Below are 25404 nucleotides of genomic sequence, written 5' to 3'. Positions count from 1 at the left end.
GTGGCGGCCAGTCCCGGCAGGCGGAGCGCCCGTCGGCGAACGGCGCGATGGCCGAGGCGCTGCGCCTGGCGGGGCTTGGCGGCGGCCGACCGGGGTAACCGGGCCGGTATGAGGGTCGTCGTCACGGGTGCCAGCGGCAACGTGGGGACGGCCCTGCGCCGGGTGCTCGCCGACGCGGGCGACGCGGTGGTGGGCATCGCGCGGCGCGTCCCGCCAGGGTCGCCCGACTGGGTGACCTGCGACATCGGCGCCCCGGCGGCCGAGGCGGTGCTGGCGAGGGCGTTCGCCGAGGCGGACGCGGTGGTGCACCTGGCGTGGGCGATCCAGCCCGCGTCGGGTGAGCCCGACATGCGCCGCACCAACATCGGCGGCAGCGAGCACGTGCTGCGGGCCGCCGAACGGGCCGGTGTGCCGCACGTCGTCGTGGCGTCGTCGGTGGCCGCGTACACGCCTTCGGCGGTCCGGACGAGGCGCGTGACCGAGGACTGGCCGTGCGGCGGCGTGCCGGGCAGCGCCTACAGCCTGCAGAAGGCCGAGCTGGAACGGATGCTCGACGGGCGCGCCGGGGTGGCGCGGGTGCGGCCGTGCGCGGTCGTGCAGCCGGACGCGGGCGCGCAACTCGACCGGTGGGTGCTGAGCCCGCTGATCCCGCCGGGCGTGGTGGGCCGCCGGTGGGTGCCGGTGCCGCTGTGGCGGGGGCTGCGGGCGCAGGTCGTGCACGCGGAGGACGTGGCCCGCGCGATCGCGCTGATCCTGAGGCGGCACGCGCTGGGCGCGTTCAACGTGGCCGCCGACCCGCCGTTGCCCGCGTCGGAGCTGGCCCGGGCGTTCGGCGGGTTCCTGGTGCCGGTGCCGCTGCCCGTGCTGCGGGGGTTGGCGTGGCCGACGTGGCGGGTCGGGTTGCAGCCGATGCACCCCGGCTGGCTGCGGCTGGCCGACCAGGCGTGCCTGATGGACTGCGCCCGCCTCCGCGCCTTGGGGTGGACGCCCGCGCACGGGCCGCGTGAGGCGTTGGAGACGTTCGTCGCCGCGATCGCGGAAGGGCGCGGCGCGTGGGGTCCGCTCGCACCGCGGGACGGCGGCCGGTGGCGCAGACTGGGCTGGGGTCGGCCGGTGCACCAGAGCCAACAGGGAGAGATGCGTTGAGCGATGTCGTGGACGCCGTGGTCATCGGCTCCGGACCCAACGGGCTGGTCGCGGCGAACCTGCTGGCCGACGCGGGCTGGGACGTGCTGGTGCTGGAGGCCGCCGACGAGCCCGGCGGCGCGGTCCGCACGGCCGAGCTGACCGAGCCGGGGTTCCGGCACGACCTGTTCAGCGCGTTCTACCCGCTGGGCGCGGCGTCGCCGGTGATCGCCGGGCTGGGGTTGGAGCGGCACGGGTTGCGGTGGCGGCGGGCGCCGGAGGTGCTGGCGCACGTGCTGCCGGACGACCGGGCCGTGGTGCTGTCGCGCGACGTGGACCGCACGGCGGCATCCGTGGAGGAGTTCGGCGCGGGCGACGGCGACGCGTGGCGGGCGGAGTTCGCGCTGTGGCAACGGGTCCGCGGGGAGTTGATCGAGGCGTTGATGCGGCCGTTCCCGCCGGTGCGGGCGGGCGCGGGGCTGCTGGGCGCGTTGGGCGCGGGCGAGGCGTTGCGGTTCGCGCGGTCGTTCGTGCAGTCGGTGCGGGCGTTCGGGGACGAGCGGTTCTCCGGCGAGGGCGCGTCGTTGTTGTTGGCGGGCAACGCGATGCACACCGACCTCGGGCCGGACCAGGCGGCCGGCGCGGCGTTCGGGTGGCTGCTGTCGATGCTCGGGCAGGACGTCGGCTACCCCGTGCCCGAGGGCGGCGCGGGCGTGTTGACCCAGGCGTTGGTGCGGCGGCTCGGCGGTGTCGTGCGGTGCTCGCGGCCGGTGACGCGGGTCGTCGTGGCCGGTGGGCGGGCGCTGGGGGTGCGTGACGGGTCCGGCGGGTTCGTGCGGGCGCGCAAGGCGGTGCTGGCGGACGTGCCCGCGCCCGCCCTCTACCTGGGGCTGGTCGGCTCGGAGTTCCTGCCGCCGTCGCTGGTGTCGGACCTGGCCCGGTTCGAGTGGGACGACGCCACGATCAAGGTGGACTGGGCGCTGGACGCGCCGATCCCGTGGACCGCGCCGGGCGCGCGTGCGGCGGGGACCGTCCACTTGGGAGGCGACTTCAACGGGTTGGCGTTCACCAGCACGGAGATCGCGTGCGGCCGGGTGCCGGGGACGCCGTTCCTGATCATGGGGCAGATGACGACGACCGACCCGACCCGGTCGCCGGCCGGCACGGAGACCGCGTGGGCGTACACGCACGTGCCGCGCGGCGAGTCGTGGTCGGCGGACCGGTTGCGGCGCCGGGTGGACGAGATCGAGGCGTTGGTGGAGCGGCACGCGCCGGGGTTCCGGGACCTGGTGCGGGCGCGGGTCGTGCACGGGCCGACGGACCTGGAGGCGCGCAACCAGAGCCTGCGCGGTGGGTCGACGAACTCGGGGACGGCCGCGATCCACCAGCAGCTGGTGTTCCGGCCCGTGCCGGGGTTGGGGCGGGCGGACACGCCGGTGGACCGGCTGTACCTGTCGAGCGCGTCCGCGCACCCCGGTGGTGGGGTGCACGGGGCGGCGGGGGCGAACGCGGCGCGGGCGGCGTTGGCGCGCAACGGCTTGGCGGGCGACGCCTACCGCCTGCTCATGCGAGGCTTGCACCGAACCCTCGCCTGACCGGGCCAGGGGCACGGGCGCGACCCGGTGGTTCGGGGTCGGCGGCCCGGCCCTGCGTTGTCCGCCCTGCGTCGTCCGCCCGGCGTTGGCTCCGCGTTGTCGACCCTGCGTTGTCGACCCCGCGTTGTCCGGCTAGGGGTTGGCCTTGCGGGCGGCGAGGTCGCCGAGGCGGCGCAGCGATTCGCGGTTGCGGGGCACCAGGAACAGTCCTTGCACGGACTCCGGCAGCAGCGAGGGCGGGCCCTTCACGGCTTCCTCCGCCATCGTGATCTCGGCGCCGTCGGCCACCGCCGCCACCTCGAACCTGATCCGCGCCACGCCCAGGGGCCACAGCCGCGCCTCCAGCTCCAGCATCCGGGGCGGGTCGACGTCGAGGACCGTGGTCACGTCCTTCACCGCCAGCGGCCACGCGCCGACGCTGTGGTGGATGCGGGTGCCGGTTCCCGGCCAGCCGGGGTCGACCTCGCGGATGTGCGCGGCGCCCACCACCCAGCCCGCGTAGGACCAGCCGTCGGCCAGCACGGCGAACACCCGCTCCACCGACGTGGGCACCGTCAAGCGCACCTCGATCATGCCCACCGGTATTCCCCGGTCGGGCCGGGGGAAACTACCTCGCCCGGGTGCCCTTCAGCTTGACCAGCTCGGACTCGAACAGGTTGGCGACGACGGCCAGCCCGCCGGGCGTCGCCGGGTCGGGCCGGGACACGTACGACTGGGTGCTGGACGGCCGACCGACGAGCGAGAACCGCAGCTTGCCGGTGAGGCTGCCGGTGTCCACCTCGTTGGTGTCCTGGAACGCGCGCAGCACGCCGTCACGGGTCAGGTCCCGCTCGGCGCACGCCTTCTCCAGGATCACGCCGAACGCCATGCCGACCGCGTACCCGTGGTCGACCGAGCCGGACGGCTTCAGGTCCGGGTACTGGCGGGTGAACGCCTCGGCGACGGCGCGCGGTCCCGGCAGGTCGGTCGCGAACGGCGCGATGGGCGACACGACCAGCACCCGCTCGACCACGGCGGACGCGGCGGGGGTCTCCAGGATCAGCGGGTCGTACGCGGCGGCGTTGACGAGGAACGGCACGTCCCAGCCGAGCCGTTCGGCGGTGGCGACGGCGGTCGCGGTCTGCTGCGGCGACGTGCTGAGGAAGACTGCCTTCGCGCCGGCCGCGCGCAGCTCGGTGACCTGGGCGACGACGTCGGCGGTCTCCGGCACGGCCCTGCCGACGAGGTTCAGGCCCCACCGCTCGGCGGTGAACGTGCTGCCTTCGAGGGCGTTGCGGCCGTAGTCGCTCTCGACGTGGAGGTGGCCGATCGTGTCGCCCGCGCCGATCACGCCGCCGCGCTTGAGGTGGTCCCAGCCGTTGATCACGTCGAGGTCGTAGGTGGTGCCGACGACGACCATGTGCGGGTTGCCGAGCAGGGTCGCCGACCAGGACGCGGGCGCGGCGATGGCGCGGGTCTGCATCAGGTCGGGCTCGATGGCCTCGGTCATGGGCGCGCCGGTGACGTCGATGAACCCGAGCACCTCGGGTTCGAGCTCGAAGTACGCCTGCAACGCGCGGTCGACGTCGTAGCCGTGGTCCATCTGCTTCAGCTCGACCTTGCGGCCGCAGATGCCGCCGCGCTCGTTGAGCTGGCCGAGGAACAGCTCGTAACCCTTGATCCGGATGCCGGACGTGGCCGAGAACGGGCCGGTCAGGTCGGTGAGCACGCCCAGCGAGATGGTGTCCGCGGTGACGCCGGGCCCCGTCTTGACGGGTGGCTCCTCGTCGGCGCCGCAGCCGGCGGCGAGCAGGGCGAGGACGACTGATCCGGCGACGAGGTTGCGCACCACGACGACTCCCAACCACTCACGTTGCCCGGCCACCACTCTGTTACCGGCCGGTAGCGAGTATTGGCACCGTTCGCCCGAATCGCCTAATCCTGTGACATACCGCACGGTCGGTGAACTCCCCGTCCCCCGATCCGCACCCGCGGTCCGCCGAACACCACGCCAACACCGGGGGTGCGGCAGGTGACGGGTTCTGGGTTCTAATACAGGGGTCGGCCGATCGCTTGGAGTGCGCATGACGCCACCGCGAACCAGTTCTCCCGTCCTGGTCGGTCGGGGCGACGAGCTGGCCGCGGTGCTGCACGCCGTCGCGTCCCAGCCGTCGGTGGTGCTGGTGGCCGGCGAGGCGGGGGTCGGGAAGAGCCGGCTGGTGCGCGAACTGCTCGGCCGGCCGGAGCTGCGGCCGCTGCGCGTGCTCACCGGGTTCTGCCAGCCGCTGCGCGAGCCGTTCCCGTACGGCGCGGTGCTCGACGCGCTGCGGAACGTGGGCGGGTACCTGGGTCGGGTGTCGCTGAGCCCGGTGACCGGGGTGTTGCGGCCGCTGGTGCCGGAGATCGCGGCGCACCTGCCGGAGCCGCCCGAGCGCCCGGACGACCCCCGGCACGAGCGGCACCACCTGTTCCGCGCGGTGCGCGAGCTGCTGGGCGCGCTCGGGCCCGTCCTGCTCGTCGTGGAGGACCTGCACTGGGCCGACGACGGCTGCCGCCACCTGCTGCGGTTCCTGATGTCCGACCCGCCGCCGAACCTGACCACCCTGGTCACCTACCGCCGCGAGGACGCGCCCGGCGGCATGCCGCTGGGCAGCGCGTACCGGCCGCCCGCCGGGGTGGCGTCGGTGCTGGTGGAGCTGGACCCGCTGGACGTGGACGAAGTGCACGACCTCACCGCCGCGATCCTCGACGTGGACGCCGTGCCCGCCGAGTTCGCGGCCCGCCTGCACGAGCGCACGGCCGGCATCCCGTTCGTGGTGGAGGAGATGCTGCGCGCGCTGCGCGACCCGGACTGGCGGCTGCTGGACGCGGTCGAGGTGCCGGCGCTGCTGCGCGACGCGATGGCCGAGCGCCTCGCCCGGCTGCCCGCCACGGGGCGGCGCATCGCGCAGGCCGCCGCCGTGCTCGGCGTGCCCGCCACCGAGGAACTCCTCGCCGAGGTCGGCGCGGTCGCGCCGGCGCGGGCGCGGTCCGCGATCACCCACGCGTTGCACAGCGGCGTGCTGCACGAGAGCGCGGGCGTGCGGTACGGGTTCCGCCACGCGCTCGCCCAGCAGGCCGTCTACGACACCCTCACCGGTCCCGAGCGACAACGCCTGCACTTACGCGCGCTCGCCGCGCTCGACCAGGTCACGCCCCGCCCGTTCATGCAGCTCGCCGAGCACAGCAGGCGCGCCGGGCTGCTCGCCGACTGGCTGCGGCACGGCGAGGCCGCCGCGGACCGCGCGCTGGAGGTCGGCGACCCGTCCACCGCGACGCACCTGTTCCAACGCCTGCTCGACGAGGCGTCGCTGACGTCCGCCGACGTGGACCGGCTCGCGGTGAAGCTCGGCCAGGTCGCCCGTGGCGGGCTCGACCAGCACGACCCGCGCGCCACGCTGGAACGGCTGCTCAACGACCACCGGTTGTCCACCGCCGCGCGCGGCGAGGTGCGGCTGAACCTGGGTTTCCTGCTGATCCGCCAGTTCCACGGCCCGCAGCACGGCCGTGACGTCATCGAGCACGCCATCGCGGAGCTGGCCGAACGGCCGGACCTGGCGATGCGCGCGCGGGCCGTGCTGGGCCAGCCGTTCGTCGGCGCCACGCCGCTGGCCGACCACCTGCGGTGGATGCGCGAGGTGGACGAGTTCATCGCCGGGTGCGACGACGACGAGGTCCGGTTCGCGTTGCTGGCCAACCAGCTCGGCTCCCGGATGTGCATCGGCGACCACACCGTCATGTCCGAGCTGGACCGCCTGCCGGACACCGCGTCGGACGTGGGCATCCGGCGGAACCTGGCGCGGGCGCACTGCAACCTCGCCGACGCGTTCGCCCTGGTCGGGCACTTCGACCTGGCCCGGGACTTCCTCGACCGGGGGCTGCGGCTCACCGTCGGCGCGGGCGTGCCGTTCACCGAGGGCACCGGGCAGTCCACCCGCATCCACCTCGACTGGTACACCGGCGAATGGGGATCGCTGGCCGACCGCGCCACGCGGCTGCTGGAGGAGTACCGGGAGATGCTGCCGGTCGCCGGCGAGATCAACCTGGTGCTGGGCTGCCTGGCCGTGGCGCGCGGCGACTGGGGCGCCGCCGAACGGCACCTGGCCGACAGCGGCGTGCGGTCCGTGGAGAACTCGATCACGCCGGTGGCGCTGGGCGGGTTCGCCGCGCTGACCCGGCTGTGGTCCGAGCGCGGCGAGCCGGAGCGGGCGTGCGCGGAGGCCGACCGGGGACTGGACCTGGCGCGCCGCAAGGGCGTGTGGGCGTGGCTGGGCGAGCTGGCGCCGGCCGCGGTGGACGCGTTCTGCGCCGCCGGCCGCACCGAGGACGCGGCGAAGCTCGTGGAGGAGTTCGACGCGGGGCTGGCCGACCGGGACGCGCCGCTCGCTCACGTGGCGCTGAAGGTGTGCCGGGCTCTGGTGGCCGTGCAGCGGGAGGACGACGACGCGGTGTTCCTGCTGCACGACGCGCGCCGGGCGGCCGACGACCTCGGCCTGCGGTACTACTCGGCGGTGCTGTCGGAGCGGATCGCGCTGGTGGAGCTGGAGCACGGGGACGAGACCGCCGTGGCGGCGCTCGGCGAGGTGGCCGCCCGGTTCGACGCGCTCGGCGCGAGCCGGGACGCGGCGCGGTGCCGGCACCTGGTGCGCGGCGCGGGCGTGGCGACGCCGTCGCGGCGCGGTCGGCGCGGCTACGGCAACGCGTTGTCACCGCGGGAGCAGGACGTGGCCCGGCTGCTGGCCCAGGGACGGACCAACCGGGAGATCGCCGACGTGCTGTTCCTGTCGCCGCGGACGGTCGAGCAGCACGTGGCGCGGGTGCTGCGCAAGCTCGGCGTGGCGTCGCGGGCCGATCTGCTGGCCTGACGCCGTGGCCTGACTCCGCGGGCCATGCCACCGGCGTGACACCGCGGGCCTGACCGTGGCCTTGACGGCGTGGACCGATCCGCCGACGGTGACGCCGTCGGCCGGTCCGGTGACCACGAGCGAGTCGATCTGGTGACCTGACGCGCGGCCGGTGTGCGGCCTGACGTCGGGTCTGACGCCGTCCGCGAGGATCGAGGGTGTGTGTCCGACGATCCCCGCGGCACCGCGCCTGTCCGGTACCTGCACGAGAGGTTCAGCCCCAGCGGTACCAGCGCCCCTGGTGGGTGTGCCCCGATCGGCACGTGCCCACTAGAGGTACGAGCGCTGGCCCCACGGCATCGCCGCGGCGAGCTGCGCCCGCCGGCCGATGTCGAGCTTGCGGTAGATGCGGGTGATGTGGAGTTCGACCGCCCGCGTGGACACCGAGAAGTGCTCGGCTATCTGACGGTTCGTCATGCCCTCCAACATCATCAGCGCGATCCGGTGCTCGTGTGGCGTCAAGGGCTCGCGCGAGCGCGCTTCCGCGCTCTGGCCGTCGCGCGGCCGGACGATGCCCGGCACCCGCTCGCCCTCCGGCACACCCAGCAGCACGTGCCACTGGCGTATCCGCACCTCTGCGATCGACTGCGATCGCACGTACGGGTCACCGCGCACCAGGTCCCGGGCAGCGGCGTCGTCGGGCACCTGCACGATCAGCAGCACTCCGGAACCGTCGGCCCAGGGGCCGGTTCCGACGAGCACACCCTGCTCGGCGAGCGGACGCCAATATTCCCGGTGTGCGAGATGAATGGATCTCCGCACCTGGCGCGCATCACGAAATGTCAACTCAACGGCGAAAGCCACTGGACTGATCCCCATTTCATTCCGCGGCCGACTTTCGTCCCATACTCAACTGCGGCGATTATTCAGTGTCAAGTGAGACACCTCACACCCGTGATACGGGAACCCGATGGCCTCTATAGCCGCTTTTCGAACCAGTGGTCCGCATAGCGGTCGTCGTTGAACGGGGACACCTCACGGTAGCCGTGGCGGGCGTACAGCGCTCGGGCTTCGACCAGGTCAGCACGGGTGTCGAGGCGAACGGACGCAGCACCAAATGAGACAGCCGCACGTTCCGCCGCGGCGAGCAACGCCGCTCCCCCGCCGGTGCCGCGGGCCTCCGGGTCGACGAACATCCGCTTCAGCTCGGCCGTTTCCGCCCCGACCATACGGAAACCGACACACCCTCGCACCACACCGTCCCGTCGCCCCACGAAGAACGCGGCCAGGTCGTCCGTCGGGTCGTCGGAGATCGCTTGATCGATCTCCTCGGGCGTGGCCGGCCGACCGTAGTAGCGGGCGATGATGTCGGCGAGGTAGGTGCGGATGACGGCCACCGCGGTCGGGCTGTCAACCGGTTCCGGCTGAACGGTCCAGGAAGTCACCGGAAGATTTTCACCTCCACTGGGCCATTCGGACACCTGGTTTTCGGCATTCCGGACGCGTGTAAAGTCACAGCCCGTGGCAGCGCAACAGGTCCGCCTCGAGCGGGACGCGGTCGGGCTGGCCGTGCTCACCGTGGACGCTCCCCCGCTGAACCTCTACACCGCCGGGTTGCACGACCTCCTGGAAGCGGCCGTCGAGGACCTGGGGGAACGACCCGCGCGGGCGTTGCTGGTCCGGTTCGAGGGCAAGGTCGTCAGCGGCGGCGTCGACGTCGGGCTGTTCGACGCGCAGGAGACGTCGGCGCGGGCCAAGGTCCTGTTCGACCGGATGCTGGAGCTGCCCGACCGGGTGGCGGCGCTGCCGTTCCCGACCGTCTTCGCGGCCCACGGCCTGTGCTTGACCTGGGCGTTCGAGCTGGCGCTCGCGTGCGACATCGTGCTGGCCGCCGAACGGGCCCGGTTCGGGCTGGTGGAGAAGGTCGTGGGGCTGACCCCGACCATGGGCGGCACGCAGCGGCTGGCCGCGCGGGCGGGCGTGGGCCGCGCCAAGGAGTTCGTGATGACCGGCGACCGCTACGACGCGGCCACGCTGGAACGGTGGGGCGTGGTCAACCGGGTGCTGCCGGACGAGGGCTTCGACGACGCCGCGCTGGAGTTCACCCACGCGCTGGCGACCGGGCCGACGCTGGCGCACGCGGCCACCAAGCGGGTGCTGGCGCACTTCGAGAGCGGCGGCGTGGCCGAGGCGAACGCGCACGTCACCGCGATCGCGGCCGAGCTGTTCGACACCGAGGACCTGCGGGGCGCGGTGCGGTCGTTCCTGGCCGACGGGCCGGGCAAGGCGACGTTCCGCGGTCGCTGACCGGAGGTCCCCGCCGGGCGTGGGCCGACGCGCACGCGGTCGGTGCGCCCCACCAGGTCCGGCGCAGGTCGGACTTCGGTGGCGTGACGAGGGTCCTCTCCGCGGCCGGAACCCCGTGGATCAGCGCGGGTCGTAGGCGGCCGATCCGTACCAGGCCAGCGCCGAGCGCAGCTCGACCACGTCCCGGTCGCGGCGCTTGCGGTAGCGCTCGTGCGAGATCGGGTACACGCGCAGGCCGCCCTTGTGCTGGGTGAAGCTGCCGCGTCCCAGCGTCTCGGGCGCCTTGGCGGCGCCGACGAGCCACACGACCAACCACGGGCGGGCGTGGTGGGCCTCCACTTTGACGCGGGCGATCGCGTACCAGGGCAGGCGGCGGGTCTTGCCGCCGTTGGACAGGGTGATGCCGTCCGGGCCGACGTCGAGGGTGAGCGGGGAACGGGCCACGCCGATCAGCAACCGGATCGTCGCCACCGCGAACACCACGAACGCGACGAACGCCGCCAACCGGACCGCGCCGGGCGCGCTGGAGTTCGGGTCGGCGATGGCGGCCGTGACGAGCGCCGCCAGGAAGTGCGCGCCGGCCCAGCTCGCGCCCACCACCCGCGACGTCCGGAACCGGACGCCGGTGGCGCGGACCTCGTCGCGCTCGGGGACCGCCGCGGGCGCGGGCTCGGGCGCGACGAGCGTCGGCGGCTTCGGGGCGGGCGCGACGAGCGTCGGCGGCTTGGGCGGCGGGTCGTCCACCATGACCCGCGTCGGCGGCTTGGCGGGCAGCTTGCTCAGCTCGGTGTGCCGCTGCTCGACCACGGTGTGGATGCGCGCGGGCAGCCAGGACGGTTCCGCTGACGGCGGCCCGATCAGCTCCAGCAGGCGGGCGGGCGTCGGCCGGTGCGCCGGTTCGCGGACCAGGCACGGCACGATCAGCGGCACCAGCGCCGGCGGCACCCGCGACAGGTCCGGCTCCTGGTGCACCACGCGGTAGACCAGCGCGGACGTGGCGCCCTCGCCGAACGGCCCGCCGCCGGTCGCGGCGTAGACCAGCACCGACCCGAGCGCGAACACGTCGCTCTGGGTGCTGATCGCCTGGCCGACGACCTGCTCCGGCGACAGGTAGCCGGGCGTGCCGAACACGATGCCCGCCTCGGTGAGCGCCGAGTGCTCCAGCGCGCGGGCGATGCCGAAGTCGATGACGCGCGGCCCGTCGTTGGCCAGCAGCACGTTCGACGGCTTGAGGTCGCGGTGCACCAGGCCCGCGCCGTGGATCGCGACCAGCGCCTCGGCGAGGCCCGCGGCGAGCCGGCGCACGGCCCGTTCCGGCAGGGGCCCGTGGTCCTGGACGGCCTGCTGGAGGCTCAGGCCGGGGATGTACTCGGTGGCCATCCACGGCCGGTCGGCGTCCGGGTCGGCGTCGACGACCGTGGCGGTCCAGAAGCCGCCCACGGCCCGCGCCATCTCGACCTCGCGGCGGAACCGCTCGCGGAACTCCGGGTTGTCGGCGAGCTCGGACCGCGCCACCTTCACCGCGATCGGCCGCCCGCCGCGCGACCGGGCCAGGTAGACCGAGCCCATCGCGCCGCGGCCGAGCGCGGCGAGCAGCGTGTAGTCGCCGATCCGCGACGGGGCGTTCGGGGGCAGTGGCTGCACGACACCCACCCTAGATGCGCCGGCCACCCGACTCGTGCCGGACGGCGAGGTTCGCGGCGCACACCACAGCGGCGCAACCTCGGCGGGACGGGCGTCAGCGCGTGGTCAGGGCCAGGAGGTCGGCGGCCCGGGCGTGCCAGGAGTGGTTTTGGACGGAGGCGCGGAGGACTGCGGGCGGGCGCAGCGGACCGCGGGCCAGGGTCTCGCGGACGGCCTCGACGAACGCGGTGTGCGTGGTGGCGACGCGAACCCGGTCGGTGTAGGCGGCGAGTTCGGCGAAGTCGGTGCTGACGACCGGGAGGCCCAGCGCGAGGTACTCCTTCAGCTTGATCGGGTTGGACCGCTTGATCCAGTCGTTGTCCTGCCACGGCATGATCGCAACGTCGAACGCCGACCCGTACGCCGGGATGCGGCTGTACGGCTGGAACCCGAGCCAGTGGACGTTCGGGTACTTGTCGAACCGCTCCATCGGGTGCGTGGCGTCGCCGATCAGCACCAGGGACGCGTCCGGCAGCTCGGCGGCGACCCGTTCCAGCAGGTCGAAGTCGACCACGAAGTCGTCCAGCGCGCCGAAGAACCCGATCCGGGGGCCGGGGATCGACCGCACGTCGTCCGGCCGCTCGGCCTCCGGGCGGGCGGTGAAGTGGTCGACGTCGACGCCGTGGTCGAGGAAGTGGGCGCGGGAGCCGGTCCGGGGCAGCTCCTCGTCCATCAGCGAGTGGCTCACGTAGACGACGTGGTCGGCGTGGGCGAGGAGCCGGTGCTCCAGCGCCTCGATGGCGGCGCGGTCGGCCTCGGGGAAGTCCGAGTGCCGGTCGGAGCGGTTGAACACCAGGCGGTGGCGGCGCATCGGGGCCACGACGTCCCACGCGGTGGGGATGGTCACCATGATCACCGGCACGCGCAGGCCGAGCGCACGGGCCACCAGCCGGACCTGGCAGCGCACCAGCACGGCGTTGACCTTGCGCAGCAGCGGCGAGCCGTAGAACGGCAGCGGCAGCGGCGACATCACGTAGAAGTCCGGCATGGGTCGGCGCACGAACTTCGCGACGCTGCGCAGCTTGCGCAGGATGCGGCGGGCGACGTGGGTGCTGTTGCCCCGGGTGGGCATGCGCATGCCGATGCTGTTGACGACGAGCACCCTGCGGTGCGCCGTCATGGACCGCATCAGCTGGAAGTCCGAGTGCGCCCGGTTGTGGTACCACCAGTCCTGCGCCGAGAAGCACACCCAGCCGGGCTCCGGGACGGCGCCGGGACGGGCCGGCCACCGGCGCCAGCGCACCAGGTCCGCCACCGCCCTGCGGTGCTTCACGCCGCGCGGCGCGCGCAGCAGCTCGTTGAGCAGCACCGCGCACCACATGGCGAACGCCGCCGGCCGGCCGTCGCGCTCGCGGACCATCCGCACCCGGTTCGTGGTGGCCATCGACCACAGCACCGGTGACGTCGACTGCTCGCCGCCCAGGTGCACGGCGTGCGCCCGCGGCTCGTAGCGTACGACGTACCCGCGCTTCCCGGCGCGGAGCAGGTACTCGGTCTCCTCGGAGTACAGGAAGTACCGCTCCTCCAGCACGCCCGTGGCCTCGCGCGCCTCGCGGGAGATGAGCCACGCGGCGCCGGTCGCCCAGTCGGACGTCCCGGCCGTCTCGTACCGGAGGGGGTCCACGACCAGCTCGCCGAGCGCGTCGACGCGACCGGCGCGCGTGCCGCCGAGGAGGGCTTCGCCCAAGGCGCGCAACGGGTTCGGCGAGCGGCGCAGCGACAGCTGTTGCGAGCCGTCGGGGCCGGTCAGGCGCGGCACGGCGATGCCGGTGCCGGGCAACGCCAAGGCGGCGCGCAGCAACGTGATCGTGTCCGGTGCGAGCCGGATGTCCGGGTTGAGCACCAGGACGTCGCAGTCCGGCGCGGCGGCGAACCCCGCGTTCACGCCCGCCGCGAACCCGTCGTTGGCGGTCCGCGCCACGATCCGCGCGTGCGGCGCGACGCGGGCGACGACGCCCAGCGTGTCGTCGGCAGAGGCGTTGTCCACCACCACGATTTGACTGTCCGGGATGGACTCCAGCGCGGCGGCGACGGACTTCAGGCAGTCCTCGACGACATCGGCGCTGTGGTAGGTCACGACGACCACGGCAAGCGGCACTTCTACTCCCCGGTCCGGGTGCCGACGCCGTCGGCGGCGGTCGTGCTGCCGGCGCTGCCGGTTGCGGCGGGATTGCCGTCGGCCGCGGTCGGATTGCCGACACCGTCGGCGGTGGCGGTGGCGGTGGCGGTGGCGGTGGCGGTGGCGGCCCCGCGGAACCGGGCGCGCAGCGCGCCCCCGAGCAGGCGGAACGCGAACGGCAGGTCGTCGCGCAGGTAGCGCTTCGCCAGCCGGCGCGGTTCGAGCGCGAGGCGGTGCAGCCACTCCCCGCCGACCTTCTGCACGACGCCGGGCGCGCGGCGGAACTCGCCGGCCGCCATCGGGATGCCCGCGCCGCAACCCAGGAACCACGTGCGCGGCAGCTCGGCGCGCAGCAGGCGGATCAGGCGTTCCTGCTTGGGGAACCCGAGGCCGACCAGCACCAGGTCCGGCTCCGCCTCCCGCACCTTGGCCACGGCCTCGGCGGTGGCCTCGGCCGACGCGTCGAACCCGAACGGCGGCGAGTCCGTGCCCGCGACCGCCAACCCCGGGTACCGGGCGCGCAGCGCCTCGGCGGCCTTCTCCGGGACGCCCGGCGCGCCGCCGAGCAGGTACACCGAGCGGTCGACGCGGGCGGCGGCCTCGGCGAGCGTGAAGACGAGCGACGAGCCGGTGACGCGCTCCGGCACCGGCACGCCCGCGAGCCGTCCGGCCCACACCACCGGCATGCCGTCGGCGACGACCACTTCGGACTCGGCGATCAGCGCGGCCAGGTCGGGGCGGCGGGTCGCGGCGCGCACGATGTCCACGTTGGCCGTGACGATCGCGCCGCCCTCGGACCGGCCCCACGCCGCGCGGACGTGGTCGGCGACCCCGGACTCCCGCACGGCCCACACGTCGACGGCGCCCACGCGGACGCGGGCTTGGGAGATGTCCGGCATACCCGCGTCATCGGGTTCGGGAGGGCGCCCGTTACGGCGGACCCCGGCGGCGGTAACGGTCACCACCCGTGACCGATAACGGGGGCATGTACATCGCGTCCGCCCGGACCGGCGACCGCGTCAAGGGCAAGGTCCCCGGCACGGTCGTCGCACTCGGCGCGGTGAGCCTGCTGACCGACGTGTCGGCCGAGATGGTCACCGCGTTCATGCCGGTCTACCTGCTGTTCACGCTCAACATGAGCTACGCGCAGTTCGGGGTGCTCGACGGGCTGTACACGGGCGCGACGGCGGTGCTGCGGCTCGTCGGCGGGCACGTCTCCGACCGCACGCACCGGCACAAGGCGGTGGCCGCGGTCGGTTACGGACTGTCCGCGGTGACGAAGCTCGTGTTCCCGTTGGTGGGCGCGTCGGCCTTCGGGATCGGCGCGACGCTGGCCGCGGACCGCGCGGGCAAGGGGCTGCGGACCGCGCCGCGCGACGCGCTGATCTCCCTGGCGACCCCGCCGGACCGGCTGGGCGCGGCGTTCGGGCTGCACCGGGCCATGGACACGGTGGGCGCGCTGCTCGGCCCGCTGGTGACGTTCCTGCTGCTGTACGTGGTCGGGACGGTCGCCGGGCCGGTGTTCGTGGTGAGCGCGTGCTTCGCCGCGGTGGGCTTGATCGTGCTGGTGGCGTTCGTGCGGGAGAACCCGCGGCCCGCGCCGGCGCGCCCGTCGTTCCTGTCGGGTCTGGCGCTGCTGCGACAGGCCGGGTACCGGCGGGTGGCGGTGGCGTCGGCCGTGCTGGGGTTGGCGACGCTGTCGGACGCGTTCGTGTTCATCCTGGTGCAGAAGGCGACCGACGCGCCGCTGCACCTGCTGCCGCTGCTGCCGTTGGGCACGGCGTTGGTGTTCCTGGCCGCGGCGGCGCCCGCGGGGCGGTTGGCGGACCGGGTCGGCCGGTGGCCGGTGTTCCTCGGCGGGCACGTGCTGCTGCTCGGCGTCTACGTGCTGCTGCTCGCGGCCGGCACGGGGTACGTCGGCGTCGGCGTGGCCCTGGTGCTGCACGGCCTGTTCTACGCGGCGACGGACGGCGTGCTGTCCGCCCGGGTGAGCGGTCTGGTGCCGGAGGCGCTGCGGGCGTCCGGGCTGGCGGTGGTGCAGACGGGGCAGGCGCTGGCGCGGCTCGTGTCGTCCGTGGCGTTCGGGTTCCTGTTGCAGTTCGCGAGCTTCGGCACGGCCGTGTGGGCGGCCGTCGGTTCGCTGGTGGTGGCGGTGCTCGTGGCGTGGTGGTTGACCACCCGCACGTCGCCTATTGAAATTCGATAGGATTCGAGTGATACTCGGTCGACAGAACCGAAGGTTCCACGTCTGATCGGAGACCCGTGAAGTTCCTGCTCCCGCTCCTCGGCATCGCGGTCGGCGTCGCCGCCGTCGTGTACGGGGAAGCCGACGACTCGCCCGGTCTCCAGGGCCTGGGCGCCCTGCTCGTCATCGGCTCGATCGTGGTCATCGTGCGGGCCGTGCGCGCCACCCGCCGAGCCCGATAACGCCCCGTGAAGAGCGGCCCGTGCGCCCGAGGGCGCACGGGCCGCGGTCCGGCGGTCGACGTCAGAGGAGGCCGATCGGGCCGTGCGCGGCGGACGGGCCGTGGGCGGTGTCGCCCGCGTGGCTCGCCGTGTAGCCCATGAGGAGCGTGGCGACGCCCACCAGCAGCGGGACGTTCGCGTCGCACTGCGCCTTGCCCGCGGAGTTCGTGGTGGCCGTGCAGAGCGGGTGCCCCTTGACGGTGCGGAACGTGACCCGCTTGCCCGCCACCGGGCGTCCGGTGTGGGACTCGGTCAGCGTCGCGTCCAGCCCGCGCACGGTGAAGCCCAGCAGGCGGAGCTGGAGCTGCGCCGGTCCGGCCGCCAGCCGGGTGGGCGCGGCCGGGACGGCGTTGACCGCGATGCCGACCGGGTTCACGCCCACCGGCACCGTCGCGGACACGGCCAGCGTGGCGGTGTCCACGACGGACACCGTGCCGGAGCCGAAGTTCGTCACGTACGCCCGGGCGCCGTCCGGGGTCAGGGCCACGCCGATCGGCCGAGTCCCCACGGGCACCCGCGCCACGTGCGCCAGCGCCGCGAGGTCCACCACCGACAGGCTGTGGCCCTCGCTGTTGGTGACGTACGCGCGGACGCCGTCCGGGGCGATCGCGACGCCGTGCGGGATGAAGCTCACCGGGACCGTGCCGATCACCGCGTTCGACCGGGTGTCGACCACGGCCACGTTGTTCGAGAACTTGTTGACCACCACCAGCTTGGCGCCGTCCGGCGTCACCGCGACGGCGGTCGGCGTGTCACCGGTCGGGATGTCGGCGACCTCCGTGTTCGTGGTGGTGTCCACAACGGACACCGTGCCCGGACCGACCACGTCGTGCGCCACGTACAGGCGGCGGCCGTCCGGGGTGATCGCGACGCCGTCCGCGTTCGCGCCGACCGGGATCGTCTCCGTCACGGTCAACGTGGCCGCGTCGACCACGGACACCGTGCCCGCCCGGTAGTTCGACACGTACACGTGACCACCGGACGGCGAGACGACGACACCGGCCGGCCCGTCGCCCACCGGCACCGACGCGTCCACGGTGTTGGTCGGCGTGTCGATCACCGTGAGCGTGTCGTCGCGGACGTTCGTCACGTACCCGCGCGCGCCGTCGAACGCCACCCCGACGCCGTAAGGGGAATCGCCGCCCGAGTCGGCCAGCGTGCCGGTGACGGTGTTCGTGGCCGTGTCGAGCACCGACACCCCGCCGCCGTTGTTGGCCACGTACCCGAGCACCCGGCCCGGCTCCGCCGCCGAGGCCGACGGCACGAGCAGCAGCCCCGCCCCCAACGCGACCGTGGCGCACAGGGCGCGCACCTTGCGGATCTGTCCGAACGACACGTCGGCCTCCGTCTGCTGGAGTTGCGGTAATGGGCCCATCGACGACCCGCGCCCGGCCGTTAGCACGCCACGGGACGCGGACCGGTCAGAATCGGTACACGTGCACCCCGTACGGGCCGAAGTCGTCCACGATCTTCCCGTCCACGATCGGCACGGTGCGGTCCTCGTCCACGACCGCGGCCGTGCCCGACCCCACCGGCACGGTCAGCGTCACCGTCGCGGCGAGGCTGCGCGGGTGCTGCCGGGTGCCGTCGGTCTGCGCCAGGACCCAGCGCTCGCCGCCGACTTCCTTGTGCAGCACGGACACCGGGATGCCGTTGTCGGCGGACGCCGTCACGCCCGGCAGGTGCGGCGCGTTGAGCACCGGCGCCAGCGACTTCAGCCGCGCGTTCACGGCGGTGACCCGCGCGGTGATCTCCGGCCTGGTCAGGACGCTGGAGTACTCGCCGCGCCCCTCGGTGTAGAAGCTGTGGGCGAAGTAGTTGATGCCGGTCGCGCCGTGCAGCACCGTGTTCCAGACCGCCGACTCCAGCTGGTCCGGGTCGATGATCTCGCCGTGCGTGTGCGGGTGCCCGGTCTCCACGAACCCGTACAGCGGCTTGTCCGGCCCGCACCACTTGCGCATGGTGTCGATCACCTGGCCGTAGCTGTACGCGCCGACCGTGTCACCCCGGTCCGGGTGCGTCCACCCGTAGTAGTCGGCGGAGGCGATGTCGGCGGCCGAGCAGTACGTGCGCATGTCCTCTTCGTACGACTCCTCGATGTAGCCGTACCCGACCTCGCCGGTCGGGGTGCCCATCCACGGGCTGAAGTTGACGTACGTCGGCCGCGTCGGGTCCTTGGCGCGCACGGCGTCCGCGGCCCGCACGATCGCCGAGGGCTGCATGTCGGGGTGGAACACGTCGCCGTAGACCTTGTTCATGTCCGGCTCGTCGGCCACCAGGTAGCCGACGTAGTTGCGGGCGTGCGCGGTGTCGGCCAGGACCGCGTCGACGCGCGTGGCGTCCACGTAGACCCGCCAGTCCGTCTGGTGGAGGCCCTCCTGGCGGAGGTACCACCACTCGTCCTCCCACAGCCCGATGCCGGTGTCGATGCCGATCTCCGGGTACGCCAGGCCGAGTTTCCTGCCGTTCTCGACGCCGGACGGGTCCTGCATCCACACGGTGATCGGGAACACCGACGGGTCGCCGGTCGGGTTGGGGCCGTTGGCCCACTTCTTGTAGTAGTCGACGGACGGGATGACCACGGACACGGGCTTCGGCGGTGGCGGCGGCTCCGCCTCCGAGGCCGTGCAGGCGGTCGCGGCGGTCACGGCGAGCAGCACGACGACCGACAGCGCGCGGAAGCGGTTCACCTCACGCGCCCGCGCGCCGCGAGCACCTGCTTGGCCTTCTCGAACCCGCCGGGTCCGAGCAGCCGCAGCGCCGCCGTCTTGGCCACGTGCCTGGCCGCGTCCCGCGCCACCCGCAGGGGACGTCCCACCAACCGGTCCCGCGCCAGCACGCGGCCCGCGGGCGTCGGCACGTCGTCCAGCGCGTCGCCGAACAGCGGCCGGTACGGCGCGGGCGCGACGAGCCTGCCGCGGGTCCGGTTGCTGACGTTCCCGCCGTGCACGACCTGCAGCCAGCCTGGCGCGCCGCCCAGCGACACCACCTCGGCGTGCCGGTGCAGCCGGTTGTGCCAGTCGGCCCAGCACGTCACCGGGTCGTCCCAGCTCTCCCGCATGGACGCGAACGCGTTGTCCCGGTCGTGGTGGGCGTACACCCCGCCCGGGCTCTTGACCAGCCCGTTCGCCAGGTACAGCGCGGTGCGGCGGCCGGTGGAGGGCGCGGCCTGCAGGCGGGCCACGAAGTTCGCGGCGAGCCCGTCGTCGTTGTCGAGGTTCGTGGTGATCAGCTCGTCGCCCTTGACCGGGAAGAGCTTGCCGATGTCCTCGACCAGGTCGTCGTGACCCACCTGCGTGCGGAACACCGGGGTGTACGCGTCGCCGTGCGCCGCGACGCGGTCCTTGAGCCACTGCGGGCTCTCCGGGTCGAAGTAGACGAGCCACCGGAAGTTCGAGGACGTCTGCGCCGCCACCGAGGGCAGGCAGTACCGCTCGAACAGCCCGACACGCTCGGTCAGCCACCCGTCACGCGCCCGCACGACGCTCTCCGCGCCGACGGACGGCAGGTTGAAGCGCGTCAGCACGACGTGGTCCATGGAACCCCTTCCCGTTGTCCCGTACATCGGGATCGCGCCCGCGTCGTTAACGATCCGCGGTCCGGCACGATGAGTAGGGCGTGACTGAGCCACCGGCACGACCGACGGTCGACGTCGTCATCCCGTGCTACAACTACGCCCGGTACCTGCGCGCGTGCGTGAAGAGCGTGCTCGACCAGCCCGGCGTCGACGTGCGCGTGCTGATCATCGACGACACGTCGACCGACGAGACACCCGAGGTGGTGGCGCAGCTCACAGCCGACCCGCGGGTCGAGGGCCGGCGGCACGAGGTCAACCAGGGCCACATCGCGACCTACAACGAGGGCCTGCTGGAGTGGGCGAAAGCCGACTACACGGTGCTGCTCTCCGCCGACGACCTGCTCGCGCCGGGCGCGCTCGCCCGTGCCGCCGCGGTGTTCGAGGCCAACCCGAACGTCGGCATGGTGTACGGCCGGGTCGTCTACTACTCCGACCACGACGACCTGCCGTCCGTCCTCACTCCCCCGCCGGGCCGCACGGTGTGGCCCGGCGTCGAGTGGATCGAGGCGCGCTGCCGCACCGGGCAGAACGTGCTGTCGTCGCCGGAGGCCGTGGTGCGCACGTCGGTCCAGCAGCGGGTCGGCGGCTACCGGCCGGACCTGCCGCACGCGGGCGACCTGGAGATGTGGATGCGCATCGCCGCCGTGTCCGACATCGGGTACGTGCGCGGCAAGCCCGCCGCCTACTACCGAGTGCACCAGCAGAGCATGATGCGCACGCGGTTCTCGTCCCTGTTCGCCGACCTGGAGCAGCGGCAGGCCGTGTTCGACCGGTTCTTCGCCGAGCACCCCGACCTGCCGCCGCGGCTGCGGTCGCTGGCCAACCGGTCGATCGCCAAGGACGCGCTGTGGCGGGCCGTGCGCGCCTACGACCGCGACAAGCTCGACGAGATCCCGGTGGACGAGCTGCTGGCGTTCGCGCGGCGGGTGTGCGCCGACACCGAGCGGCTGCCCGAGTACCGGGCGCTGCGGCGGCGTCGGGCCCTGGGGCCCCGGCTGTGCAGCCGGACCCAGTTGTTCGTGGGCAGCCACCTGGCCAAGCGCGGCGCCGGCCTCGTCGGCAAGCAGGTCTGGAAGTGGCGCGGCCAGTGACCGCCGGCCTGGAGCGGAAGGTCACCTCGGCGATCCGGTGGAGTGCGGTCAACAGCCTCGTGCAGCGGCTGAGCCAGGTGGGCGTCGGCGTCCTGCTGGCCCGGCTCGTCGCGCCCGAGCAGTTCGGCGTCTTCGCCGTCGCCCTGGTCGTGCTCAACATCGTGATGAGCGTCAGCGAGATGGGCGTCAGCGTCGCCCTGGTCCGCTCGGAGAAACCCGTCGCGGAACTCGCGCCCACGGTGACGACGCTGTCCATCGCGTCCGGCTGCCTGCTCGCCGTCGGGTGCGTCGTCGGCGCGCCCTGGTTCGCCGCGGCGATGGACACCCCTCAGGCGACCGGCGTGATCCAGCTGATGTCGCTGTCGCTGGTCGTCGCGGGCGCTTCGGCGGTGCCGGGGGCGTTGCTGCAGCGGGAGTTCCGGCAGGACCACAAGTTCGTCGCGGACACGTCCGCGTTCGTCGTCGGCACGGCCGTCGTCGTGGTGCTGGCCGTGCTGGGGTTCGGCGCGTGGAGCCTCGCGTGGTCCCGGATCGCCACCAACGTGGTCGCCGCCGTGGTGATGTTCGCCTACACCCCGCGGCGCTACCGACCCGGTTTCGACGCCGCGCAGGCGCGCGGGCTGCTGGCGTTCGGGCTGCCGCTGGCGGGCAGCAGCCTGCTCGTGTTCGGCGTGATGAACGTCGACTACATCGTCGTGGGCAGCGTGCTGGGCACCGTGCCGCTCGGGTTCTACCTGCTGGCGTTCAACCTGGCGAACTGGCCCGTGGCGGCGTTCTCGCAACCCGTGCGCAGCGTGTCGCTCGCCGCGTTCTCGCAGGTCAGAGATGATCCGGAGCTGTTCGCGCGGACGTTCGCGCGGGCGTTGCGGCTCCTCGCGCTGGTGACCGTGCCGGCGTGCGTGCTGCTCGCGGCGCTGGCCGACCCGCTCGTGCGGACCGTCTACGGCGAGCGGTGGGCGCCGGCCGCGCAGGCGTTGGCGTTGCTGGTGCTGCTGGGCGCGCTGCGGGTGGCGTTGGAGCTGGGGTACGACTACCTGGCGAGCGCCGGGCGGTCGCGGGCGATCCTGGTCATCCACCTCGGGTGGCTGCTCGGGCTCGTGCCGCTGCTGGTGCTGGGCGCGCACCTGGACGGCATCCGCGGCGTCGCGGCCGCGCAGAGCCTCGTCGTGCTCCTGGTGGTCGTGCCCGCGTACCTCGTCGCCTTCCGCCCCTACGGGTTGCGGGCGCGGGTGCTCGGCACGGCGGTCGCGCGGCCCGTCCTCGGCGGGGTGGTGATGGTCGCGGTGGCGTCGGGCGTGCAGTGGGTGACGGCGGACGCGCTGTGGCGGCTGCTGGTGGGTGGCGCGCTGGCGTCCCTCGCGTACGCGGCGGTGGTGTTCCCCCTGCGCCACGAGGTGCTGGGCCTGCTTCGGAGGGGTGGCGCGTGAAGGTCGTCCGGCGGTTGCAGCGGCGTGCGCACCAGGTGACGCGCATCGTGCGCGCGCAAGGCGTGCGGCAGTTGGGCGCGCGCGCCCTCGGCCGGGCCGCGCGGCGGTTCGCCGCGGACGCCGAGGTGTTCCCCGTGCGCCTGGAGGACGTCCGCGCGGCCGACATCTCCGTGCGGCGGCCCGTCGTCGTGCCCGACGTCCCGGCGGACGGGCGGCTGGTCGTGAACTGGGTGAGCACGCCGCCGTCACCGGGGTCCGGCGGGCACACCACGATGTTCCGGCTGATCCGGCACCTGGAGTCGTCGGGGCACACCTGCCGGCTGTACCTCTACGACGTGTACGGCAGCCGTGCGGTGGACCACGAGCCGGTGATCCGGTCGGCGTTCCCCGGCTTCCGCGGCCCGGTGCTCGACGTGTCGGACGGGATGGCCGACGCGCACGCCGTCTTCGCCACCGCGTGGATGACCGCCTACCCGGTGTTCAACGACCCGTGCGCCGGCAGGCGGTTCTACCTGGTGCAGGACTACGAGCCGTGGTTCTTCCCCGTGGGCGGCCTGTCGGCGCTGGCGGAGAACACGTACCGGATGGGGTTCCACGGCTTCACCGCCGGCCGCTACCTGGCGGAGAAGCTGCGCACGTCGGTGGACATGCCGGCGGACTCCTTCGACTTCGGCTGCGACACCGACCGGTACCGGCTGACGCCGGGCGTGCGGCGGGACGGCGTGGTGTTCTACGCCCGGCGGCTGGCTCCGCGCAGGGCGATCGAAATCGGGCTCCTGGCGCTGGAGCTGTTCGCCGAACGGCACCCGGACGTCGCGATCCACACGTACGGCGAGAAGATCGGCAGGCTCGGCCCGCGGCACGTTGACCACGGCCTGGTGACACCCGACCAGCTGAACGACATCTACAACCGGTGCTACGCGGGCCTCACGCTGTCGATGACGAACGTGTCCCTCGTGCCGCACGAGATGCTGGCCGCCGGGTGCCTGCCGGTCGTCAACGACGCCCACCACAACCGCGTGGTGCTCGACAACGACCACGTCCGCTACGCGCCCGCCACCCCGCACGACCTGGCGCGGGCACTGTCCGAAGTGGTCACCGCGCCGGACTTCGACGCGCTCGCGGCGGCGGCGTCCGCTTCGGTGACCGGGCGTTCGTGGGACGCGGCGGGGCACGAGCTGGAGGAGGTGCTCCGGCGGGAGCTGGGGGCGTGAGGCTGTCGGGGGTGTCGTTGCCCGGCGCGAGCCGGTCCGACGTGTGGTCGGCGGGCTTGCGGCTGACCGGAGTGCGGCCGGCGGGTGCGTGGTCGGCGGGCTCGTGCGGTCAGGCCGGGGACGGGGAGGTGGCGTCCGGCACCAGGAGCGTCGCGGGGGTGGCGCCGTCGGCGTCCACCAGGTGCACGGCGGCCCGTTGAGCGTCCCGGGGCACGGCGGCGAACGCGATCCGCTCGTCGTCCAGCCAGGTGGCCTGGTCGTCCACGCCGGCCGTGCCGGGCAGCCTGCGCTCCACGCCGGTCGCGAGGTCGAGCACGGCCAGGTCCCACGGGCCCAGGCGGCCGATGCGCTTCTTGTAGGCGATCTTCGTGCCGTCCGGGGACAGCGACGGGCACTCGGCGTCGCGGCGCAGCGACTCGACGCGGCGGTCCACCAGGTCGCCCTTCACCAGCCACGTGTAGCCGCCCGACGCGAGGGTCGCGTAGAACGTGCGGTCGTCGGCGCCCACCGTCAGGCCCCAGTAGTTGACGTCCTGCGCCTCCCACCGCTTGCCCTCGACGTCGGCGACGAAGCCCTCCAGCGACTCCACGACCTCCCCGGTCGTCACGTCGAGGTAACCCGTGCGGGTCGAAAAACCACCCGGAACGGCGTACGAGTCGCCGGTGACGAACGACGTCCACGACACGATCCGCCCGGACGCGGACACCTTGGCACGGCTGGGAATCCCGGGCAGCGGCACGGACCGGACCACGGCGCCGTCACGCGACACCTCCGCCGCGTACGTCGGCCCCGGCCCCTCCAGTTCGAGGCACACCGCGGTGCCACCGGCCCGGTAGAACCGCTGGCAGGACTGGTCCGTGGCGGTGCGGACGGCCGGGTCGGCCAGGTCCAGCCGCTCGACCCGCGACCTGCCGTCGGCCAGCTCCACGTACATCAGGTCGCCCTCGGCGGACGCCGCCGCGGCCGGCGCGGGGGCCACCGGGCGGCCGTCGAGGACGGCCGCCGTCACGTAGACCGCGCCTGCCACGACGACCAGTACGATGGCGGTCACGGCGAGGGCGGTGCGCCGCGAGCCCAATTCCATCACCACCTGTAACGACAAGGCGCGAGTCGGCCGATTTCAGGGTAACAAGACCTTGCGGGCCTCTACGCAGGGTAAACGCGGATCGGGGAGCGATGGATTTCTGGGGCGCGCTGCGCGTCGTGCGGAGGCGGTGGTACGTCGCCCTGCCGTCCGCGCTCCTCGCCGTCGGACTGGCCGCGGGGATCTTCTTCTCCATCCCCACCCGCTACGAGTCGACCGGCGTGATGGTGCTCACCTCGCCGTCGGCCGGTGGCACGTTCTCCGAGAACGTCTCCCCCGAGGAGGCGATCCGGGTCAACCCGCTGCTCGCGTTCGACAGCAGCCTGTCGACCACGTCGCAGATCATCGCGCAGATCCTGGCCGACCCGAAGACCCGCGAGAAGCTCGGCATCACCAAGGACTCGACGTCCAACTTCACCGCGTCCGGCGGCGGCCAGAACGGGCCGTTCATGTTCGTGGTGACCGACAGCGAGTCACCGGACGAGGCCGAGCGGCTCGTGACCACGGTGCTGGACTTCGCGCGCGCCGAGCTGGAGGGGCAGCAGCGCAAGCTCAACGCGCCGGAGTCGACGTTCATCACGTCGCAGGTGATCGTCAGCCCGACGACGGCCGAGGCGCAGATCGGCGGCAAGGTCCGGTACGCGGGCGCGGCGTTCGTGCTGATGATGCTGGTCACGTTGGCGGCGACGTTCGCGTCGGACAGCGTGATCGCCCACCTGCGTCGTCGGCGTGGGCGCGGGGCTCCTTCGCCCGACGAGGCCGCCCCTTCCGCGGAGAACTCTCCCGCCGCCGCCGTGCCCGCTGCCGCGCCTCCCGCTGAGGTGGCCGAGGCGCAGCCGCCGGCCCCGCCCCGT

At 73.5% G+C, this 25404-nt stretch carries 20 protein-coding genes and 1 pseudogene; 10 read left to right on the top strand and 11 right to left on the bottom strand.

Features of this window, described 5'->3' with window-relative positions; all coding sequences use genetic code 11:
* The first annotated feature begins 108 nt into the window (after positions 1–108).
* Entirely contained in the window at positions 109–1146 is a 1038-nt protein-coding gene (locus tag ACFQ3T_RS18215) for an NAD-dependent epimerase/dehydratase family protein (protein WP_380724482.1), read from the top strand.
* A complete protein-coding gene (locus ACFQ3T_RS18210) occupies positions 1143–2720 on the top strand; it encodes a phytoene desaturase family protein (RefSeq protein ID WP_380724481.1) in 1578 nt (525 codons plus the stop codon). Before ACFQ3T_RS18215 ends, ACFQ3T_RS18210 begins: the two co-directional genes overlap by 4 nt.
* Positions 2721–2852: 132 nt before the next feature.
* Here the strand turns inward: ACFQ3T_RS18210 and ACFQ3T_RS18205 are convergent, their stop codons facing one another.
* Entirely contained in the window at positions 2853–3293 is a 441-nt protein-coding gene (locus tag ACFQ3T_RS18205; RefSeq protein ID WP_380724480.1) for an SRPBCC family protein, read from the bottom strand.
* Positions 3294–3327: 34 nt separating this feature from the next.
* The gene (locus tag ACFQ3T_RS18200; RefSeq protein WP_380724479.1) at positions 3328–4563 is read right to left on the bottom strand and encodes an ABC transporter substrate-binding protein; all 1236 of its coding nucleotides are present in this window, start codon (positions 4561–4563) and stop codon (positions 3328–3330) included.
* Positions 4564–4783: 220 nt separating this feature from the next.
* On the opposite strand from ACFQ3T_RS18200, the gene ACFQ3T_RS18195 reads away from it, so the two are divergent.
* Positions 4784–7603 (top strand): ATP-binding protein, encoded by a 2820-nt coding sequence (locus ACFQ3T_RS18195; protein WP_380724478.1) that lies wholly within the window; start codon positions 4784–4786, stop codon positions 7601–7603.
* Positions 7604–7912: 309 nt separating this feature from the next.
* Here the strand turns inward: ACFQ3T_RS18195 and ACFQ3T_RS18190 are convergent, their stop codons facing one another.
* Positions 7913–8446 (bottom strand): LuxR C-terminal-related transcriptional regulator, encoded by a 534-nt coding sequence (locus ACFQ3T_RS18190; RefSeq protein ID WP_236594835.1) that lies wholly within the window; start codon positions 8444–8446, stop codon positions 7913–7915.
* A 113-nt stretch (positions 8447–8559) separates the two neighbouring features.
* Positions 8560–9027, bottom strand: a complete 468-nt coding sequence (locus ACFQ3T_RS18185) for a GNAT family N-acetyltransferase (protein ID WP_380724477.1) — start codon at positions 9025–9027, stop codon at positions 8560–8562.
* A 76-nt stretch (positions 9028–9103) separates the two neighbouring features.
* On the opposite strand from ACFQ3T_RS18185, the gene ACFQ3T_RS18180 reads away from it, so the two are divergent.
* Positions 9104–9889: an enoyl-CoA hydratase/isomerase family protein gene (locus ACFQ3T_RS18180; protein ID WP_380724476.1), complete on the top strand. Its 786-nt coding sequence runs from the start codon at positions 9104–9106 to the stop codon at positions 9887–9889.
* A 120-nt stretch (positions 9890–10009) separates the two neighbouring features.
* On the opposite strand, the gene ACFQ3T_RS18175 is transcribed toward ACFQ3T_RS18180, so the two are convergent.
* The 3 genes from ACFQ3T_RS18175 to ACFQ3T_RS18165 all read right to left on the bottom strand — a co-directional run bounded on the left by ACFQ3T_RS18175 (position 10010) and on the right by ACFQ3T_RS18165 (position 14590).
* Entirely contained in the window at positions 10010–11533 is a 1524-nt protein-coding gene (locus ACFQ3T_RS18175) for a serine/threonine-protein kinase (RefSeq protein ID WP_380724475.1), read from the bottom strand.
* A 94-nt stretch (positions 11534–11627) separates the two neighbouring features.
* Positions 11628–13670, bottom strand: coding sequence for a glycosyltransferase (locus tag ACFQ3T_RS18170; protein ID WP_380724474.1), 2043 nt, complete (start codon positions 13668–13670; stop codon positions 11628–11630).
* 2 nt (positions 13671–13672) lie between these two features.
* Positions 13673–14590 carry a WecB/TagA/CpsF family glycosyltransferase gene (locus tag ACFQ3T_RS18165; protein ID WP_380724473.1) on the bottom strand — a complete coding sequence of 306 codons (918 nt, stop codon included), beginning with the start codon at positions 14588–14590 and terminating at the stop codon, positions 13673–13675.
* 86 nt (positions 14591–14676) lie between these two features.
* Between ACFQ3T_RS18165 and ACFQ3T_RS18160 the strand changes: the two genes are divergently transcribed.
* On the top strand, positions 14677–15897 hold the full coding sequence (locus tag ACFQ3T_RS18160; protein WP_380724483.1) for an MFS transporter: 1221 nt from the start codon (positions 14677–14679) through the stop codon (positions 15895–15897).
* 56 nt (positions 15898–15953) lie between these two features.
* Positions 15954–16118 (top strand): hypothetical protein, encoded by a 165-nt coding sequence (locus ACFQ3T_RS18155; RefSeq protein ID WP_380724472.1) that lies wholly within the window; start codon positions 15954–15956, stop codon positions 16116–16118.
* Positions 16119–16179: 61 nt separating this feature from the next.
* Here ACFQ3T_RS18155 and ACFQ3T_RS18150 read toward each other — a convergent pair whose 3' ends face one another.
* The 3 genes from ACFQ3T_RS18150 to ACFQ3T_RS18140 all read right to left on the bottom strand — a co-directional run bounded on the left by ACFQ3T_RS18150 (position 16180) and on the right by ACFQ3T_RS18140 (position 19695).
* Positions 16180–17493, bottom strand: coding sequence for a cytochrome D1 domain-containing protein (locus ACFQ3T_RS18150; RefSeq protein WP_380724471.1), 1314 nt, complete (start codon positions 17491–17493; stop codon positions 16180–16182).
* An 85-nt stretch (positions 17494–17578) separates the two neighbouring features.
* On the bottom strand, positions 17579–18847 hold the full coding sequence (locus ACFQ3T_RS18145) for a hypothetical protein (protein ID WP_380724470.1): 1269 nt from the start codon (positions 18845–18847) through the stop codon (positions 17579–17581).
* Positions 18844–19695: a glycosyltransferase gene (locus tag ACFQ3T_RS18140; RefSeq protein ID WP_380724469.1), complete on the bottom strand. Its 852-nt coding sequence runs from the start codon at positions 19693–19695 to the stop codon at positions 18844–18846. Before ACFQ3T_RS18140 ends, ACFQ3T_RS18145 begins: the two co-directional genes overlap by 4 nt.
* An 80-nt stretch (positions 19696–19775) precedes the next feature.
* Between ACFQ3T_RS18140 and ACFQ3T_RS18135 the strand changes: the two genes are divergently transcribed.
* The 3 genes from ACFQ3T_RS18135 to ACFQ3T_RS18125 are packed head-to-tail and all read left to right on the top strand — an operon-like array spanning position 19776 to position 23466.
* On the top strand, positions 19776–20825 hold the full coding sequence (locus ACFQ3T_RS18135; protein WP_380724468.1) for a glycosyltransferase family 2 protein: 1050 nt from the start codon (positions 19776–19778) through the stop codon (positions 20823–20825).
* Positions 20810–22252: a lipopolysaccharide biosynthesis protein gene (locus ACFQ3T_RS18130; protein WP_380724467.1), complete on the top strand. Its 1443-nt coding sequence runs from the start codon at positions 20810–20812 to the stop codon at positions 22250–22252. Before ACFQ3T_RS18135 ends, ACFQ3T_RS18130 begins: the two co-directional genes overlap by 16 nt.
* Positions 22249–23466, top strand: a complete 1218-nt coding sequence (locus ACFQ3T_RS18125; RefSeq protein ID WP_380724466.1) for a rhamnosyltransferase WsaF family glycosyltransferase — start codon at positions 22249–22251, stop codon at positions 23464–23466. Before ACFQ3T_RS18130 ends, ACFQ3T_RS18125 begins: the two co-directional genes overlap by 4 nt.
* 109 nt (positions 23467–23575) lie before the next feature.
* On the opposite strand, the gene ACFQ3T_RS18120 is transcribed toward ACFQ3T_RS18125, so the two are convergent.
* Positions 23576–24517, bottom strand: coding sequence for a TolB family protein (locus ACFQ3T_RS18120; RefSeq protein WP_380724465.1), 942 nt, complete (start codon positions 24515–24517; stop codon positions 23576–23578).
* A 125-nt stretch (positions 24518–24642) separates the two neighbouring features.
* Here ACFQ3T_RS18120 and ACFQ3T_RS18115 point away from each other — a divergent pair.
* Positions 24643–25404 (top strand): annotated as a pseudogene (locus ACFQ3T_RS18115) (hypothetical protein); the annotation flags it as partial.

It is taken from the genome of Saccharothrix hoggarensis, assembly GCF_042678885.1.
In the GTDB taxonomy this organism is placed as follows: domain Bacteria; phylum Actinomycetota; class Actinomycetes; order Mycobacteriales; family Pseudonocardiaceae; genus Actinosynnema; species Actinosynnema hoggarensis.
This window is presented reverse-complemented; position numbering and strand designations above follow the sequence as displayed.

Bases quoted from the DNA above. Each gene is read 5' to 3' on its own strand.
- ACFQ3T_RS18205 (WP_380724480.1), bottom strand. From the start codon at position 3,293: ATGATCGAGGTGCGCTTGACGGTGCCCACGTCGGTGGAGCGGGTGTTC.
- ACFQ3T_RS18165 (WP_380724473.1), bottom strand. From the start codon at position 14,590: ATGCCGGACATCTCCCAAGCCCGCGTCCGCGTGGGCGCCGTCGACGTG.
- ACFQ3T_RS18140 (WP_380724469.1), bottom strand. From the start codon at position 19,695: ATGGACCACGTCGTGCTGACGCGCTTCAACCTGCCGTCCGTCGGCGCG.
- ACFQ3T_RS18195 (WP_380724478.1), top strand. From the start codon at position 4,784: ATGACGCCACCGCGAACCAGTTCTCCCGTCCTGGTCGGTCGGGGCGAC.
- ACFQ3T_RS18215 (WP_380724482.1), top strand. From the start codon at position 109: ATGAGGGTCGTCGTCACGGGTGCCAGCGGCAACGTGGGGACGGCCCTG.
- ACFQ3T_RS18160 (WP_380724483.1), top strand. From the start codon at position 14,677: ATGTACATCGCGTCCGCCCGGACCGGCGACCGCGTCAAGGGCAAGGTC.